Source organism: Nesterenkonia natronophila, from assembly GCF_003595215.1.
In the GTDB taxonomy this organism is placed as follows: domain Bacteria; phylum Actinomycetota; class Actinomycetes; order Actinomycetales; family Micrococcaceae; genus Nesterenkonia; species Nesterenkonia natronophila.
This window is the reverse complement of record NZ_QYZP01000002.1, coordinates 724,639-740,129: the sequence shown is the minus strand read 5'-3', so window position 1 is coordinate 740,129 and position 15,491 is coordinate 724,639. Positions and strand designations below refer to the sequence as shown.

General features: G+C 63.4%; 12 protein-coding genes. 7 read left to right on the top strand and 5 right to left on the bottom strand.

The genetic code is table 11. The annotated features are described in order from the left end of the window. The first annotated feature begins 10 nt into the window (after positions 1 to 10). On the top strand, positions 11 to 1,294 hold the full coding sequence (xseA, locus tag D3250_RS08545) for an exodeoxyribonuclease VII large subunit (RefSeq protein WP_119902903.1): 1,284 nt from the start codon (positions 11 to 13) through the stop codon (positions 1,292 to 1,294). Continuing rightward, positions 1,291 to 1,548 carry an exodeoxyribonuclease VII small subunit gene (locus tag D3250_RS08540; RefSeq protein WP_119902902.1) on the top strand — a complete coding sequence of 86 codons (258 nt, stop codon included), beginning with the start codon at positions 1,291 to 1,293 and terminating at the stop codon, positions 1,546 to 1,548. Before xseA ends, D3250_RS08540 begins: the two co-directional genes overlap by 4 nt. A gap of 33 nt (positions 1,549 to 1,581) precedes the next feature. Here the strand turns inward: D3250_RS08540 and D3250_RS08535 are convergent, their stop codons facing one another. From D3250_RS08535 to D3250_RS08525, 3 genes are read right to left on the bottom strand one after another with little or no spacing between them, the layout of a single operon-like run. Beyond that, the gene (locus D3250_RS08535) at positions 1,582 to 2,826 is read right to left on the bottom strand and encodes a pyridoxal phosphate-dependent aminotransferase (RefSeq protein ID WP_119902901.1); all 1,245 of its coding nucleotides are present in this window, start codon (positions 2,824 to 2,826) and stop codon (positions 1,582 to 1,584) included. A 55-nt stretch (positions 2,827 to 2,881) separates the two neighbouring features. Then, positions 2,882 to 4,144: a pyridoxal phosphate-dependent aminotransferase gene (locus D3250_RS08530; protein WP_119902900.1), complete on the bottom strand. Its 1,263-nt coding sequence runs from the start codon at positions 4,142 to 4,144 to the stop codon at positions 2,882 to 2,884. Positions 4,145 to 4,197: 53 nt separating this feature from the next. Further along, positions 4,198 to 5,268, bottom strand: a complete 1,071-nt coding sequence (locus D3250_RS08525; protein ID WP_147383510.1) for a glycine betaine ABC transporter substrate-binding protein — start codon at positions 5,266 to 5,268, stop codon at positions 4,198 to 4,200. A 46-nt stretch (positions 5,269 to 5,314) separates the two neighbouring features. On the opposite strand from D3250_RS08525, the gene D3250_RS08520 reads away from it, so the two are divergent. After that, entirely contained in the window at positions 5,315 to 7,105 is a 1,791-nt protein-coding gene (locus D3250_RS08520; protein ID WP_119902898.1) for a hypothetical protein, read from the top strand. Here D3250_RS08520 and D3250_RS08515 read toward each other — a convergent pair. Both D3250_RS08515 and D3250_RS08510 read right to left on the bottom strand, forming a co-directional pair. Continuing rightward, complete coding sequence (locus D3250_RS08515) at positions 7,059 to 8,324, bottom strand: phosphotransferase (RefSeq protein WP_147383509.1); 1,266 nt, start codon at positions 8,322 to 8,324, stop codon at positions 7,059 to 7,061. The genes D3250_RS08520 and D3250_RS08515 overlap by 47 nt on opposite strands. A gap of 23 nt (positions 8,325 to 8,347) precedes the next feature. Then, the gene (locus tag D3250_RS08510; protein WP_147383508.1) at positions 8,348 to 9,400 is read right to left on the bottom strand and encodes a hypothetical protein; all 1,053 of its coding nucleotides are present in this window, start codon (positions 9,398 to 9,400) and stop codon (positions 8,348 to 8,350) included. Positions 9,401 to 9,552: 152 nt separating this feature from the next. Between D3250_RS08510 and D3250_RS08505 the strand changes: the two genes are divergently transcribed. The 4 genes from D3250_RS08505 to D3250_RS08490 are packed head-to-tail and all read left to right on the top strand — an operon-like array spanning position 9,553 to position 15,489. Beyond that, entirely contained in the window at positions 9,553 to 11,001 is a 1,449-nt protein-coding gene (locus D3250_RS08505; RefSeq protein ID WP_119902895.1) for an NAD(P)H-quinone dehydrogenase, read from the top strand. Positions 11,002 to 11,026: 25 nt separating this feature from the next. Then, complete coding sequence (locus D3250_RS08500; protein WP_119902894.1) at positions 11,027 to 12,706, top strand: DUF885 domain-containing protein; 1,680 nt, start codon at positions 11,027 to 11,029, stop codon at positions 12,704 to 12,706. 39 nt (positions 12,707 to 12,745) lie between these two features. After that, a complete protein-coding gene (locus D3250_RS08495) occupies positions 12,746 to 13,669 on the top strand; it encodes a purine-nucleoside phosphorylase (RefSeq protein ID WP_119902893.1) in 924 nt (307 codons plus the stop codon). After that, positions 13,669 to 15,489, top strand: coding sequence for a phospho-sugar mutase (locus D3250_RS08490; protein WP_119902892.1), 1,821 nt, complete (start codon positions 13,669 to 13,671; stop codon positions 15,487 to 15,489). The genes D3250_RS08495 and D3250_RS08490 overlap by 1 nt, the downstream gene beginning before the upstream one ends. Positions 15,490 to 15,491: the final 2 nt, after the last annotated feature.

Here is a 15,491-nt window from a genome sequence, read left to right as displayed (position 1 = left end):
TGTAAGCAGTATGAATTATCAGGAGCCAACCGCCAAAGACCGACCTCCGCTGGCCGCGCTGCCGGCGAGCTCCCAAGACACCAGTGAAGAGATGCCTTGGCCGCTGAGCCACTTCTCCGGGAAGCTGCGGGCGCATATTGACCGCGTGACACCCACGTGGGTGGAAGGTCAGTTGGTGGAGTTCAATCTGCGCAACGGCACCGCGTGGATGACCCTGCGGGATCTGGAGCAGGAAATCTCATTCCAAGCCGTCGCATGGCGAAACGTGGCGAGCGGCCTGGCCGGCAAGGGACTCGAACCCGGGTCACGAGTGGTCGCCCTGGTGAAACCTTCACTGTGGGAGAAGTCCGGTCGATTATCCCTGGTGACGCAGCGCATGGAACCGGTCGGTCTGGGAGACCTTCTGGCCCGGATCGAACGGATGAAGCAGCAGCTGGCCGCCGAGGGACTGTTCAGTCCCGCGCTGAAGAAGAGGCTGCCTGTTCTGCCCCGGAGCATCGGCCTTATCACGGGGCGGGATTCGGATGCCAAGAAAGACATCCTCCGCAATGTCAGCGCACGCTGGGCCGCCGCGCAGTTCGAGATCCGGGAAGTCTCCACTCAGGGACCCATGGCTCCGATCGAGGTGGCCGCTGCTCTAGAGCACCTGGACGCCCTGGCGCACGTAGAGGTGATCGTGATCGCACGGGGCGGGGGCGCCCTGGAGGAAGTCATCCTGCCGTTCTCCGACGAGCGGCTGGTGCGTGCAGTGGCAGCCGCACACACACCGGTGGTCTCAGCGATCGGCCATGAAGCAGACCGGCCACTGCTGGACGAAGTGGCTGACGTGCGCGCCTCCACACCTACCGGCTCCGCCAAGCTCCTGGTGCCGGAGGAAGCGGTAGAGCGCGAGAACATCAGCCTGGCGCGCACACGAATGTCCCAGGGGCTGGAGCGGATGCTCAGCGGAGAGGCTGAGTGGCTTCACGCAGTACGTTCCCGACCAGCTCTCGCGCAGCCGGAGGCCATGATCCAGGTGCGCTCTGAGGACCTGCTGCGGCTTCGGCGTCGCGCGCTCTTCTCTGCCCAGACTACTGTGGACCGGGCTCGAGACTGGGTTGCCGCCACCCGATCTCAGGTGGCTTCACTGTCCCCCCAGTCCACTCTGGACCGCGGCTACGCCGTCGTTCAGCACCGGCGGCGCATCGTCCGTCATGCCGGAGAGCTGGAGGTCGGCGCGGAGGTGCACGTGAAGGTATCCTCCGGAGAGTTCACCGCTGAGGTCACCACCACCACTGAGGAGAAGACCGTATGAGCGAAAGTCAGTTCAGCACTGCCCGCACCGACGACATCGACCAGATGTCCTATGAGCAAGCGCGCGATGAACTCGCTGAGGTGGTGACGAAGCTGGAGACGGGTGGGGCTCCGCTGGAGGAGTCGCTGGCCCTGTGGCAGCGTGGCGAAGCCCTAGCCGATAGGTGCGAACGCTGGCTCGACGGCGCCTCCGCCCGTCTGCAGGAGGTTCGCCAATCACTTGACCGAGCAGACAGCGCCGACACAGCAGATTAGCGGGCTGGCACGAGTCCGGTAACGCCGGGTGCCTCAGCCGGTACGCGTGGCGACGTCGCGATAGTCGGCGAGGAAGTCGGCGATCTCCGAGATTGCGACTTCCAGGTCCTCTACGTGAGGCAGGGTGACCACCCGAATGTGCTGAGTGTCCTCCCAGTTGAAGGCACGTCCGTGGGAGAGCAGAATCTTCTTCTGACGCAGCAGCTCGATGACGAAGGCCTCGTCATCGTCAATGGGATACAGTTCCGGATCCAGACGGGGAAAGAGGTACAGAGCACCGTCAGACTTCTCCACCGTCACGCCCTCAATCTCGGAGAGCAGCCGGTGGGCCGTGCGAGACTGCTCGTAGAGTCTGCCCTTGGGCAATATCAGCTCCTCGATGGACTGATAGCCCCCCAGGGCCGCCTGAATCGCGTGCTGGGCAGGAACATTGGCGCACATACGCATATTCATCAAGAGGTTGAGCCCCTCGATGTAGTTCTTCGCCCGGTGCCGGGGTCCGGAGATGTAGATCCACCCCGATCTGAATCCGGCCACACGCCATGTCTTGGACAATCCCGAGAAGGTGATCGTGAGGACGTCATCACTCAGCGTCGCAGCGTTGACCATCTCAGCACCGTCGAAGATGATCTTCTCGTAAATCTCATCCGCCAACAGCATCAGATTGTGCCGCCGACAGATATCCACCATCGCCTCGAGGATCTCCCGCGGGTACACCGCGCCCGTCGGATTGTTGGGATTGATCAGCACCAGCGCCTTGGTCCGCTCCGTGACTTTAGACTCGATCTCCTCCGGATCCGGCCACCAATGGTTGTCCTCATCGCAGATGTAATGTACCGGATTGCCCCCGGCGAGCTTGGTCGCTCCGGTCCAGAGAGGGTAGTCCGGGGCCGGAATGAGTATCTCGTCCTTGGGCGCGATCAGAGCGGTCAGCACCATGGAGATCAGTTCTGAGACACCGTTGCCCAACCACACATCCTCCGGCGCAGCACCCCGGAGCCCGCGGGCTTGATAGTACTGGGCCACGGCCACCCGCGCCGAGTACACGCCCTGTGAGTCGGAATATCCTTGGGCGGTGGGCAGCGTCTTGATCATGTGCCGCAGGATCTGCTCAGGAGCCTCAAATCCGAAGGGCGCCGGGTTGCCGATGTTCAACCGAGTGATCCGGTGTCCTGCCCGTTCCAGCCGCGCCGCTTCCTGCGCGATGGGCCCCCGAACGTCATACCGGACATCGACTAACTTGGGTGACTGAACGAACTCCTCGGCAAAATTCTGCATCCCCTCATCATGCACCAAAAATGCTGCGTCCGGTGGTAGCAGCTGCTCCGAAACCTCAGCCAGTGGCAGAGGCCACCGGGTAAGGCTTCGCGAAGGCATCGCGGTACTGGGCCAGGAACGTGGCAATGCCGTCGATAGCTTCCTGGAGCTCCTCCACCGCAGGAAGCGTGACAAGCCTGAAGTGCTGATCGTCGATCCAGTTGAAGGCCCGCCCATGCGAAACCAAGATCTTCTGCTGGCGCAACAGCTCCATCACAAAGGCCTCATCGTTCTCGATCGGGTAAATCTCCGGGTCGAGACGTGGGAAAAGGTACATCGCCCCGTCCATCTGCGAGACTTCGACGCCTTCGATCTCAGAAAGCTGCTTGTAGGCTACGTCGCGCTGTTCGTACAGCCGCCCCCCGGGGACGATGAGCTCCTGGATGGATTGGTATCCGCCGAGCGCCGTCTGCACTGCATGCTGCCCGGGGACATTGGGACACATGCGCAGATTCGCCATCAGCTGCACCCCCTCCAGGTAGTCCAAAGCTCGGTGTTTCGGGCCGGAGATGTACATCCATCCGGAGCGATACCCGGCTACCCGCCAGGTCTTGGACAGCCCTGAGTAGGTGATGGTGAAGACATCATCGCTGAGCGTGGCGGCGTTGATCATCTCCGCGTCGTCGTAGGTGATCTTCTCGTAAATCTCGTCGGCCAACAGCATCAGATTGTGCCGCCGGCAGATGTCCACTATCGCCTCGAGGATCTCCCGCGGATACACCGCGCCGGTGGGATTGTTGGGGTTGATGATCACCAACGCCTTGGTCCGCTCGGTGACCTTAGATTCGATTTCCTCCGGATCCGGCCACCAATGGTTATTCTCATCACAGATGTAGTGCACGGGAATGCCCTGGTAGAGAGCTGTCAGGCCCGTCCACAGCGGATAGTCAGGTGTCGGGATGAGAATCTCATCACCTGGATTGATCAGGGCCTGCAGCGTAATGGTAATCAGATCAGAGACTCCATTGCCCAGATAGACGTCCTCCACCTTGGCATCCCGCATCCCCTTGGTCTGGTAATACTGGGCTACTGCAGTGCGTGCCGAGTAGATGCCAGCAGAGTCGGAGTAGCCCTGCGCAGTGGGAAGGTGCCGGATCATGTCCATCATGATCGAATCCGGCGCCTCAAATCCGAAGGGCGCCATATTCCCTATATTGAGCTTGGTGATGCGATGTCCGGCCCGCTCCAAGCGTGCGGCCTCCACAGCTATCGGGCCACGGACGTCGTAACGGACGTTGCGCAGCTTGGTCGCCTGGGTGAAATCCTGGAACTCCTCCATAGAGAGATTCTGCCTCACATTGTCAACAATCCGCGAATTTCACACGGCAAGCGTCATCCCCAGTTCTCAGGTTCGGCCAACAACCCCTCCTCCACGAGCCAGAAAGTTGCCGCATCTTCAGGATCGAGGGCATCCTCGCCGTAGAGGAGACGACGGAGCGTCAGCAGCGCCTCCTCATTCAGAGCTTGGGAGATCTCATCCACCACGTCCGGGACCTCCTCGGCAATGCGCGAAGAGATCACCGGCACATACTGATCCTCGGGAAGGGCTCCCCGGACATCACGCAGACTGATCAGCGCATGCTCCGCCACCGCAGGGTGGGACGCGGAGAAAACGGCTGCATCAATCTCAGCTGTGATGAGCAACTCGATCAGGGTCTCGTCGTCCTCGGTGCGCAGCTCATTGGGCACACAGTCATATGTTTCCTCCAGCGCGGTGCTCACGCCAGCAATCTCAGTGGAAACACCGAAGACCAAAGCTCCGCAGTCCGCGGTCAGAGTGCCCAAGTCTTCCTCCTCCTCACCTTCAATCCCGAAGGTCTCCGCGGTGACACTAGTAATGTGCAGGCTGCTGCGCAGCACTGCCGCGGTCGGTTCGGAGAGTTCAGCCTCAGTAAGCTGAGCCTCCACCAGATCGATCAGCTCCTCGGGCTCGGCCGCGGGGCCCACACCGGTCTCCCCCTCCGGTACGGTCAGTTCGGCGTATCCTTCGGGGTCCAACTCCTCAGCCAGTGGCAAAGTGCGGGCGACCACAATCTCATAACGATCATCGAGGTCGCCGTCGTTTGCCTCACCAAGCTCGGGGCTCTCCTGCGGGTCCGCGACCGCAAGTTCAGCCGCCAACCCTACCGCGGTCTCCTCATCCTCCTTGACGACGACGGTGGGGACCTCGTGGGAGTTCAGCGCCATGGCGTACACCTCGGCCACAGTCTGATCCAAGAGGTCGCTGCCCACTGCCAGTCGCCAGGCGCGCTCGATCTCCTGCCCTGAAGGCTCCGGCGCCGGAGGAGGGGGGTCCGAGCAGCTCGTCAACAGCAGACCAAGTGCTACAGCGGCAGCCGCTGAGGCCGGCGCAGGCGGTGGCTGGCGCACAGGTGATCTGCGTCCCCTGCGCTGAAAAACCATGAGCGACATTCTACGGGGAGGGGGCCGCGGGTTTATCCTGGGAAAGATGAGAGGCGAATCTGTTGACCTGCCCGTCGAGATTCCCGGCTCGGCTCCGCTGACCACGCGCCTGCATTCATTGTTGCAGCAACCAGCTGCGGCGCAGGAGGAAGCGCAGACCGCCCGCGGTTGGGTGGATCTCGCCTATGAGGCTGCCTACGGTGAACGATACGCCGCGGCGGCCGAAGCCGCTGAAAGAGGACTGAAGGCACCTGGCTCCCAAGATGTTGAGAACCGTCTCATGCTTCTGCGACTTCTCTCCGGAGTCCATGAGATGCGCGGGGCCTCAGCCATCGCCGCCCCGTACCTGGAGGAGCGGGTCGCGCTGCTGCGGCAGCTTGGACGCACTCGGCAAGCCGAGGTTGAGGCTCAGCTGGGAACAATGCTGCTCCGCGAACCCGACCGTGTGGAAGCAGAAATTCTTCGCCGCATGGCCGAGGAGCTCGATGATGGAACGGGACCAAGCGTGCACCGTGCCGATGTGTTGTCTTCCCTCGCCGTGCGCAGCCTTCATGACGACGGGCCCGACGCAGCACTTCCCCTGATCACCGAGGCATGCGAGATTCTCGAGGCTCTGGGACGCCCCCAGGCTCTGGCTGGGGCGCGTATGTTCTTGGCGCACGCGCAGCTGCTCTCCGATGATTCGGAGGCAGCCATGGCGACGGCGAACCAAGTGCTCTCGGCTCCTGCTAACCGCGCGGTGCGTGGTGCCATGGCTATGCTCCGCGCAACAGTGCACCATCAGGCAGACCGGCCCACTGAGGCTGTGGCCGATGCGATGACGTCCGTTGAACTGTATTCCGCGTGCGGAGTGCGCAAGGGTGCCGCTTCAGCCGCTGCGCTGCTGGCCGGGATCACGGCGAGCCTGAGCGAGGCTGACACATCGGTCCTTGCATGGCGTGTCGCGGTGCAGCAGGCAGAACTGGGTGAGTTCTCCGAGTCCCGCCTGCTCTCCCTGGCGCTGGGACAGCAGCTGCTGGACATGGAGCAGTACGCCGAGGCAGAGAAGGTCCTCGAAGCTCTCTCCCTCCGCCTTGCTGGAGGCGACAGCGACTTCTCCACCAGGGGCCGCGCGCTGATGGGCCTGGGACACGCGGTGACCCAACAGAAGCGCCCCCTCGAAGCTATGTCGCACTGGGAGGAAGCCGCGACTCAATTCATCTCCGCGGAGGAGGTCGATGAAGCTGCCCGTGCACACCTGGCCGCAGGCGCCCTGGCAGCATCGTTGGACCGAGTGGACGCTGCCCGCAAACATTATGAGCGGGGGCTGAGCCTCGCTGATCAGGGCGAGGACACCGACCCCCTCATGCTCCTGCAAGCGCTGCACTCGCTGGGTCACCTGCTGTGTCGGCACGAAGAGGAGTCAGGACTGGATTATCTGGATCGCGCCATGGGTATTGTCGATGAGCACGGAACAGATTGGCAGCGCGCGGATATCACCGACACTCGGGCGAGGTCCCTGACCGCACTGGGTCGCGGCACCGAGGCAGTGGCCGCTGCATTGGAGGCTGCTGATATGTTCGCTGGCTCCGGCGATGAGGAGGCTGCTGCCGACGCCGAGATCTTCGCTGCGACGGTGCTGCTGCAAATGAACCAACCTCAGGAGGCTGAAACGCTCTTCCGCATGGCCGCGGAGTCCCGAGAAATCTCCGATCCCCTCCTGGCAACCTCGCTGGAGGGCCGCGCTGAGGCTCTCACAGCACTGGGAAAGCACGACGTCGCCGCCGGTCTGACAGCGGACTTGGAGGCTCTCAGAGCACAGCTGGCCAGTGAGGAAGATCTCCCGCACTCCGAGTAAGTCCCAACAGCACCTCGGCACAGCGCAATCGGTGCTCGGCCTTGGCCCGCCACTCCCCACCGCGCACATCCCGCGCACCGGCGACCAGTGAAAGGGCCACCGCGGCCGTTCGGATCCGGAGGCTCTCGGGATCTACGCCCGCTGCAAAGACTCGAGCAAAACGGTCGAAGGCTGCGGGCGCGTGAAGGTAGCGCGAATCCACCGCCGGCAATACCGCAAGGTGCCCCAGGAAGCAGGCCAGGTCATCGACTCTGTAACCAGGGCCCAGCGAGTCCACATCCAGCAGACACGAAATCTTATTTCCGTCCATCAGCAGATTGGCCTCATAGAAGTCTCCGTGGGTGGGCACCAAAGGACCTCTGTCGGTGACGGGGACACCGGCCAGGACCTCCTCCTCCAAACGCCTGACCCGGCGTTCGCACTGGGGCACAGCTGAGACCGCTGCAGAGGCGTAGGCGGACAGTCGGTCCGTCCAAGCGTCACGTGTGGGCAGTCCCATGACTGCTGCCGGCAGAGCGTCGAGCAGCTCAACGAACTCTGCCGGACGCACTGCAGCGGCACCATCTGCTAGGAAGTGCTCCGCGAGGGAAATTCCTCTTCCCTGCTCAAGCGCCACCACATCACGGATTGGGTCCCGCACTGGCGCCGGTGCAGGCACATCAGCCCCCAGAAGCATCCGGTGCCGTGCGGCCAGCTCACCGGCATGACCCTCCCGCAGAACCTTGAGGTAAAGGCGGCGTCCGTCGGCGAAGTCAGCGGCGATCACTGCTCGACGCAACGGACGGTAACTGACTGTCTGGAGTGCCGTAAGCTCATAGCCCTCGCCCCAGGTGGATGTGACCGAGCTGGGGTCCGTGGCCAGCTGGAGGCCCGGCAGCATCGGGTCCATGGGGTGCTGCCAGAGCACCAACTTTCCCCGCTCAGAATCGCTGCGCAGAATTCCTTCAGCGCGGTCATGGACGTGCTCTGTGGTGACCCCGACGTATAGGTCCTCATGCGCGGTGACACGGTAAATACCGGTTGCTCCAGCGCCGGGCCGGTGCTGAACTGCCTCCATGGTCACTTCCGAAGGCGGCATGTCCTTGCCGAGAAACGCCTCGGTGATCAGCGGGTGGACAGCATCAGACTGAAGGAACGCGAGCTGGTGTATCTCCACCTGATCTCGGCTGCGCGGAGCACCTCCCCGCGACGCTGCGGAAGAAAAGTTCGGCGACGACATGCAGTGAGATTACCGGAGGAAAGTTAGGCGCGTCTCCGCTGTAAGACCTTATCTAGGTTTATCGCCTGTTGCGGGGCCGGATTGACTTCGGGACTCTCCGGGCTGGCGGCAGACGGCTTGAGTTTGACCTCACTGGATGGAACAGGGGCCGGCTCATTCAGCGGTTCGGGCTCCGGGCGTTCCGCCTTAGCCGCCACCATGTAGTGAGCCGCCGGGACCGAGCGGACCTCCCACGGTTCAGCGGATCCGGGCCCGCTGCGGACAGGACTCGATTCCTGATCTGCGACTTGCCGCGGCGAACCCTCGGGTCCGAAAAGTCGGTCTGCGCTCTCCGGCAGTCCGTCGGCGTCGATCGTTACCAGCGAATCTGGTCCACCTTTGCCCGACTCGTCAGCGCTGAGCGCATCGAAAGGTCCTGTGAACCGGCGCGCAGCGACTCTCGGGGACCCCTCCGCGGCGCTAGGCTCGACTTCGCTCTGAACTGTCTCTGGCTTATGTCTCGTCGCCTGCGGTTCCGGGTTCATAGCCTGCCGCATTGCTCGCTCCACCCGCTCTCTGCGCCCAGCGCGACGCCGCACCACGGCTGACACCCGCAGGCTGGCCAAGGACGTCAGCAACACGGCTGCAAAGACTGCCGGAACGACCCATGTGAGTCCAGTGAGGAATGGAGCGGCCACTGCGGTCCCGATGCCGCCGATCATGGCTATCAGCGTCACTGCGGCCAGGATGCTGCGACCCCAGTAGATCCGGAAACCGTCCGAATTCCGTGCACTCTTCCCTGGGTTGCCTTGTGTGGTGTCCTCAGCGTTGATCCTGCTCATCTGTGTCCCTTTGTTGTCACGTCCAGCGCCTCGCAGCCCGCGGCTGCGGTACACATATCTGCGGGCAGTTCGAGCCTGACGCGTGGTCAGCCCCTGGTTCCGCCGTTCCGCCTGCTTGGGCAGCCGTTGAGCTCTCAGTATCAGCGCCGCCAGGAAGAGCCCGGCGACCAGAGGAATGAGGACTGATGAGTGAATGGGCAGGCTGGGGATCATCTCGATAATCCCGGTCAGCTGCGGGCGGAGGCTCAACGTCATGGAGGTCTCCACCTGCCCTGGGTCTCATCAGTTCAACTCTGGAGCGACGGGGGTGTCGCTGATGTCACAAGAGTATCGAAGGGAAAGCCGCAACCACGACATAAACACGAACCGCTGTGACAGCACCCCGGTGTGTCGGCAAGAATAAGCCCATGACTCCTGTGAACTCAGCGAAGCACTTCGCCCCTGATCGCGTGGCCATCATTGGTGGTGGCCCCGGCGGCTACGAGGCAGCCATGGTGGCCGCCGACGCTGGAGTCGAGGTGACGATCATCGAGGACCAGGGCATGGGCGGTTCAGCTGTGCTCACCGACGTCGTCCCTTCCAAGACGCTGATTGCCACAGCTGACGCCATGCGCCGGGTCAACGCCTCCACCTCGTTCGGGGTGCGGTTCGGCGAGACTGGGGATGACAAGTATGAAACCTCGGCCTGGGCTGACTTCTCTAGGGTCAATGAGCGGCTGCTGAAGCTGGCGCAGACTCAGTCTCTGGATATTCATCGCTCTTTGGAGTCAGCGGGAGTCAGGATTATTTCTGGGCGCGGGCGTTTAGCCCCCCCGCACAATGTTGAGGTCACCCTTCCTGACGGAGAGACCCAGCTCGTGGAGGCCGACGCCGTGATCGTCGCCACCGGCGCCCACCCCCGTGAGTTGAAGACCGCGAAACCAGACGGTGAGCGGATTTTGAACTGGACCCAGGCCTACAGTCTCACCGAAGTTCCCGAACACATGATTGTCGTGGGCTCCGGAGTGACCGGCGCGGAGTTCGCCTCCGCCTACCGCAGGCTCGGTGCTGAGGTCACGCTCGTCTCTTCGCGGGATCAGGTGCTTCCCGGTGAAGATTCGGATGCCGCTGCCGTGCTGGAGGACGCCTTCTCTCGGGTGGGCGTCCAGGTCGCAGCGCGCGCGCGGGCGAACTCGGCGGAGCGGACAGCAGACGGGGTCAGGGTCACGCTCAACAATGGCCGAGTTCTGGAGGGCTCCCACTGCCTGATGGCCGTCGGCGGGCTGCCCAACACAGCTGGGCTGGGGCTTGAAGAGTGCGGCGTGGACATCACAGAGTCCGGACATATCCGAGTGGACACCGTCTCCCGCACCACCGCCACAAACATTTACGCCGCTGGAGACTGCACAGGCATGCTGCCGCTTGCCTCGGTGGCTGCGATGCAGGGCAGGATCGCGGTGGCACATATGCAGGGCGGGGCTGTGAAGCCGCTGCAGCTGCACCGGGTTGCATCCAATGTGTTCACCTCCCCAGAAATCGCCACGGTCGGTGTCACGCAGTCCCAGGTCGATTCCGGTAAGTATCAAGCTGATGTGGTGAAGCTGGATCTTGCCACGAACCCGCGGGCCAAAATGATGAACATCGGGGACGGTTTCGTGAAGATATTTGCCCGGCGGGGTTCTGGCACAGTCATCGGCGCCGTGGTCGTGGCACCCCGCGCCTCAGAACTGATCTACCCGCTGGCTCTGGCCGTCACCCATAAGCTGCATGTGGATGATGTGGCCACCACCTTCACGGTCTACCCCTCACTCACCGGTTCGATCGCCGAAGCGGCGCGCCGGCTCCACCTGCACGTACTCGACCCCGCCGAGGAGTGAGCACCCCGGGGTTAGGCTTGAGCTCATGACTGAGCCGCGCCGCAGCACCGCTGTCGATGAGTTCGCTGAGCGGTACCATGCAAAGACTCTGGAACTGTCTCCTGAGGAGGCCACCTACCTGGGAATGCCCGGGCATGAGACTGAGTATGGTGACTACTCTCCGGAGGGAAAGCGGCAGAAGGCCGAGCTCGACGCCGCCACACTGCGTGACCTGGCGCAGCTCTCCCCTGCCGATCAGACCGACAGGGTCACCCTGCACGCCATGCGCGAGCGCCTGGGCCTGTTCCTGGCACTGCACGAAACTGGGCGAGAGGATCTGAACAACATCGCCACCCCCGCTCACGGTGCGCGACAAATCCTCGACCTGATGCCCCAGGCCACGGATGAGGACTTCGCGAACATTGCCGGGCGGCTGCGGAATCTGCCCCGTGCACTGGCCGGCTACTGGGAGTCCCTCAGTGCAGCGCGCCGCAGCGGCAGCGTCTCTGCCGCACGCCAAGTGCAGGCCGCAGCTGGCCAGTTCGCCTCCTATGCGGCGCAGGGTGGAGCGCTGGAGCAGCTGGTCCGTTCCGTGGAGTCGGCAGGGGCCAGCGCAAACGTCATCACTGATGTCCACCGCGGTGTGAGCGGGGCTGCGCAGGCGTACATGGAGCTCTCGCAGAACCTCACGGAACGGCTGCTGCCCCATGCTCCCGCCCAGGATGCCGTGGGTGCCGACTACTACCGACTGGCCTCGCAACACTTCACCGGCACCACACTGGACTTGGAGGAGACTTACCAGTGGGGTCTGGAGGAGCTGCGGCGGCTGGTTTCCGAGCAGGAGGGTCTCGCCGGCCGAATCTCTCCCGGGGCTTCCGTTGCGGAAGCCAAAGAGGTGCTCAACTCGGACCCTGCCCGCAGACTGTATGGGACCGAAGAGTTGCAGCGATGGATGCAGGAACTCTCCGACCGGGCCATCACTGACTTGAAGGATGTTCACTTTGATATCCCGGAACCCATCGACAAGTTGGAGTGCATGATTGCACCCACCACGGACGGCGGGGTCTACTACACGGGCCCGTCCGAGGATTTCGCGCGCCCGGGACGGATGTGGTGGTCAGTTCCTCCCGAGGATACGGAGTTCACCACCTGGGCAGAGACCACTACTGTGTACCACGAGGGTGTCCCTGGCCACCATCTGCAGATCGCCACGGCAGTTCTCCTCAAGGATAGGCTCAACGCGTGGCGGCGCCACGGTTGTCTCACCTCCGGTTATGCCGAGGGGTGGGCGCTCTACGCCGAGGATCTCATGGCCGAGCTGGGGTACCTGGAGGACCCCGGAGACAAAATGGGCATGCTGGATATGCAGCGGATGCGCGCCGCCCGGGTGGTGTTCGACATCGGGCTGCACTGTGGATTCCGTGCTCCTGCCGAATGGGGATCCCAGGTGTGGAACCCAGTCAATGGCCGAGCCTTTCTCCAAAATCACCTACCTCTCTCTGACGCGCAGCTCGAGTTTGAACTGACTCGGTACCTGGGGTGGCCTGGTCAGGCGCCCAGTTACAAGGTGGGCCAGAGGGCCTTTCGGCAGATCCGTGCAGAGCGGGAGCAGACAGCTGAGCAAGCTGGGGATGCTTTCAGTCTGCGCGGGTTTCACACCGAGGTCCTCCAGTTGGGCGCCTTAGGTCTGGACACACTGCGCTGGGCCCTGCAACAACAGTCCTGAGCAGAGGAGGCACCGCCGTCCCGCGGTAGATTGGAGCATATGAGCATCGACCACGACCCCACACCAGGATTCGGCCACGTCACCGTACGGGGTGGGGAGGAGGAGGGGCCCTCCAGAGAGCCCGCGGCGGACCCCGAACCCACCAGTGATCCGACGAGTCTGCCTAACCAGCAGGCGGAGAACGCGGCCAGCACCGTGTTGCATGCCGCCGGAACGGACCGCATCGACCTGGCCTGCACACTCGGGTCGGGTTGGAGCGAAGCCGCGGAGCACCTGGGAGAACTTGTCACTGAACTCGACGCCGATGATGTGCCCGGCTTCCGCACCTCCGGGGTTCCGGGACACTCCGGCTCACTTAAGGTCATCCGCACGCCCGCGGGGAAGCACGTACTTATCATTGGCGCACGCACTCACTATTACGAAGGCCGGGGAATCGATGCGGTGGCACACGGGGTGCGCACTGCCGCAGCGACCGGAGCAGGCGTCGTCGTACTCACCAATGGCTGCGGCGGGCTGAACCCCCAGTGGTCCCCCGGGACGCCGGTGCTGATTCGTGATCACGTGAACCTGACCAGCACTTCCCCATTGCGCGGCGCACATTTCGTGGATCTGACAGACTTGTACTCTCCGCGAATTCGCGCCCTGGCGCAGCAGATCGACTCCTCACTTGAAGAGGGCGTCTACGCGCAGCTTCCGGGACCGCACTACGAGACTCCTGCAGAGATCAGGTACCTGCAGGCCATCGGCGCGGACCTTGTGGGAATGTCCACGGCATTGGAAGCTATCGCTGCCCGCGCCGCCGGAATGGAGGTCTTCGGCATCTCCTTGGTCACCAACCTGGCGGCGGGCATCTCGGCTCAGCCACTGAGTCACCAGGAGGTCATTGAAGCGGGTCAGGAGGCTGCTCCGCGCATCGCCGCGCTGCTTGCAGGCATTATTCACAGAACGTTGGAGGAGAGCTGATGATGGCTGAGCTGCACAGCGATGCGCTGCTGGAGACTGTCGGACGGTGGACTGAGCTGGACCCGGACCCCGGCACCCGAGCCGAGCTGACCGAACTGCTCGACGATGCCCGAGAGGGCAGCCAAGTGGCCTACGACTCCTTGGAGCGGCTGTTCGCGGGCCGACTGGCCTTTGGCACTGCCGGGCTCCGCGCCGAGCTGGGGCCCGGACCGCTGCGGATGAACCGGCTAGTAGTCCGTCAGACTGCCGTCGGCCTGCTGAAGTACGCTAGGGAGAAGCTCTCCTCCGCCCGGCGGATCGTCATCGGGTTTGACGCTCGCTACCAGTCCGATGAGTTCGCATTCGACACTGCGCTCATATTCCGTGACGCCGGATGGGATGTGCACCTGTTCGATCAGCCAGGGCCCACCCCTCTGTTGGCTCGGCAGGTGCTGGTCCAGGACGCAGATGTCGGTGTGATGGTCACCGCCAGCCACAACCCGCCCCGTGACAACGGCTACAAGGTATATCTGGGTGGCGACCTCTCCCGGCACCTCGAGCCCGACGGCCTCGGCGTGGGTGCGCAGATCGTCTCACCGGCCGATTTGGACATTGCGAAGACCATAGAGGCGGTGGTGGCCGAGGACTTCTCCGCCGACCCGGCCGCCCCAGCGGCGCTTGCCTCCCCCGAGGTCACCCGCCCGAGCGGTGTGAGCACCATTGGCGCTGAGGCGCGGGCCAATTACCAGCAGGAAGCGCTGGAGCTGCTTGACCCGCCGAACTACCCGCACCGGGACCTGACCGTCGTGTACACGGCCATGCACGGTGTGGGCGGTCGGGCTGTCACTGAGCTGCTGCATGCGGCTGGGTTCACCGAGGTTATCGCGGTCACCGAACAGTTCGAGCCCGATCCCGCTTTTCCCACCGCCGACTTTCCCAATCCGGAAGAGGCCGGGGCGCTGGACCTTGCCCTCAAGGCCGCTCAGGAGAATGAGGCCGACCTGGTACTGGCCAACGATCCGGATGCAGACAGGCTCTCTGCCGCGGTCTACGATCCGGCGTCAGGGGACTGGAGACAGCTCTCCGGGGACGAGATTGGCGCTCTTCTGGGCCGCCACATTCTGGAGCGCGGACCCCTTCGGCCCAGGTGGCAGACCGCCGAGGGGGACGAACAGCCGATCATCGGCAACTCTGTGGTCTCCTCCCGGCTGCTTGGGAAACTTGCCGAATCCCGCGGCATGGGCCACGAGGAGACTCTCACCGGCTTCAAATGGCTGGCTCGGGTACCGAACATCGTTTTCGGCTATGAAGAAGCTATCGGGTTCGATGTGGACCCGGTGCATGTCAGAGACAAAGATGGTGTCTCCGCGGCGCTGATCTTCTGCGAACTCATGGCCGATCTCAAAGCAAAGGACGCCACAGCCCTCAGCGCACTGGACGAGATCGCTGCTGAGGCCGGTGTCCACGTCACCGGACAAGTCACCATCCGTGTCGATAACCTGTCCGAATTGGGGGAGGTCACCGCTGCGCTGCGCGAAGCTCCTCCAGCTGAGGTGGCCGGGGACCCCGTGGTCGAATCACTGGACCTGCAGACGGAACCCCTACCGGGCAAAGACTTCACGCCGGCGAAGTCCACCGACGCACTGATCTATCTGACATCAGGTGGGCACCGCGTGATTGTGCGGCCCTCCGGCACCGAGCCGAAGGTGAAATGCTACTTAGAGGCTGTCGCGGCCCCCAACTCGGAGACGCCACACGCCGTCGCCGCCGCACGCGACACCGCGCAGGAGCATCTGAATCGCATGCGCAGCTCGATGCAAGAGATTTTGGGAAAGGACTGACC

Bases quoted from the DNA above. Each gene is read 5' to 3' on its own strand.
- D3250_RS08505 (WP_119902895.1), top strand. From the start codon at position 9,553: ATGACTCCTGTGAACTCAGCGAAGCACTTCGCCCCTGATCGCGTGGCC.
- D3250_RS08495 (WP_119902893.1), top strand. From the start codon at position 12,746: ATGAGCATCGACCACGACCCCACACCAGGATTCGGCCACGTCACCGTA.
- D3250_RS08525 (WP_147383510.1), bottom strand. From the start codon at position 5,268: ATGGTTTTTCAGCGCAGGGGACGCAGATCACCTGTGCGCCAGCCACCG.
- D3250_RS08500 (WP_119902894.1), top strand. From the start codon at position 11,027: ATGACTGAGCCGCGCCGCAGCACCGCTGTCGATGAGTTCGCTGAGCGG.
- D3250_RS08520 (WP_119902898.1), top strand. From the start codon at position 5,315: ATGAGAGGCGAATCTGTTGACCTGCCCGTCGAGATTCCCGGCTCGGCT.
- D3250_RS08515 (WP_147383509.1), bottom strand. From the start codon at position 8,324: ATGTCGTCGCCGAACTTTTCTTCCGCAGCGTCGCGGGGAGGTGCTCCG.
- D3250_RS08540 (WP_119902902.1), top strand. From the start codon at position 1,291: ATGAGCGAAAGTCAGTTCAGCACTGCCCGCACCGACGACATCGACCAG.
- D3250_RS08510 (WP_147383508.1), bottom strand. From the start codon at position 9,400: ATGACGTTGAGCCTCCGCCCGCAGCTGACCGGGATTATCGAGATGATC.
- D3250_RS08530 (WP_119902900.1), bottom strand. From the start codon at position 4,144: ATGGAGGAGTTCCAGGATTTCACCCAGGCGACCAAGCTGCGCAACGTC.
- D3250_RS08490 (WP_119902892.1), top strand. From the start codon at position 13,669: ATGATGGCTGAGCTGCACAGCGATGCGCTGCTGGAGACTGTCGGACGG.
- xseA (WP_119902903.1), top strand. From the start codon at position 11: ATGAATTATCAGGAGCCAACCGCCAAAGACCGACCTCCGCTGGCCGCG.
- D3250_RS08535 (WP_119902901.1), bottom strand. From the start codon at position 2,826: ATGCAGAATTTTGCCGAGGAGTTCGTTCAGTCACCCAAGTTAGTCGAT.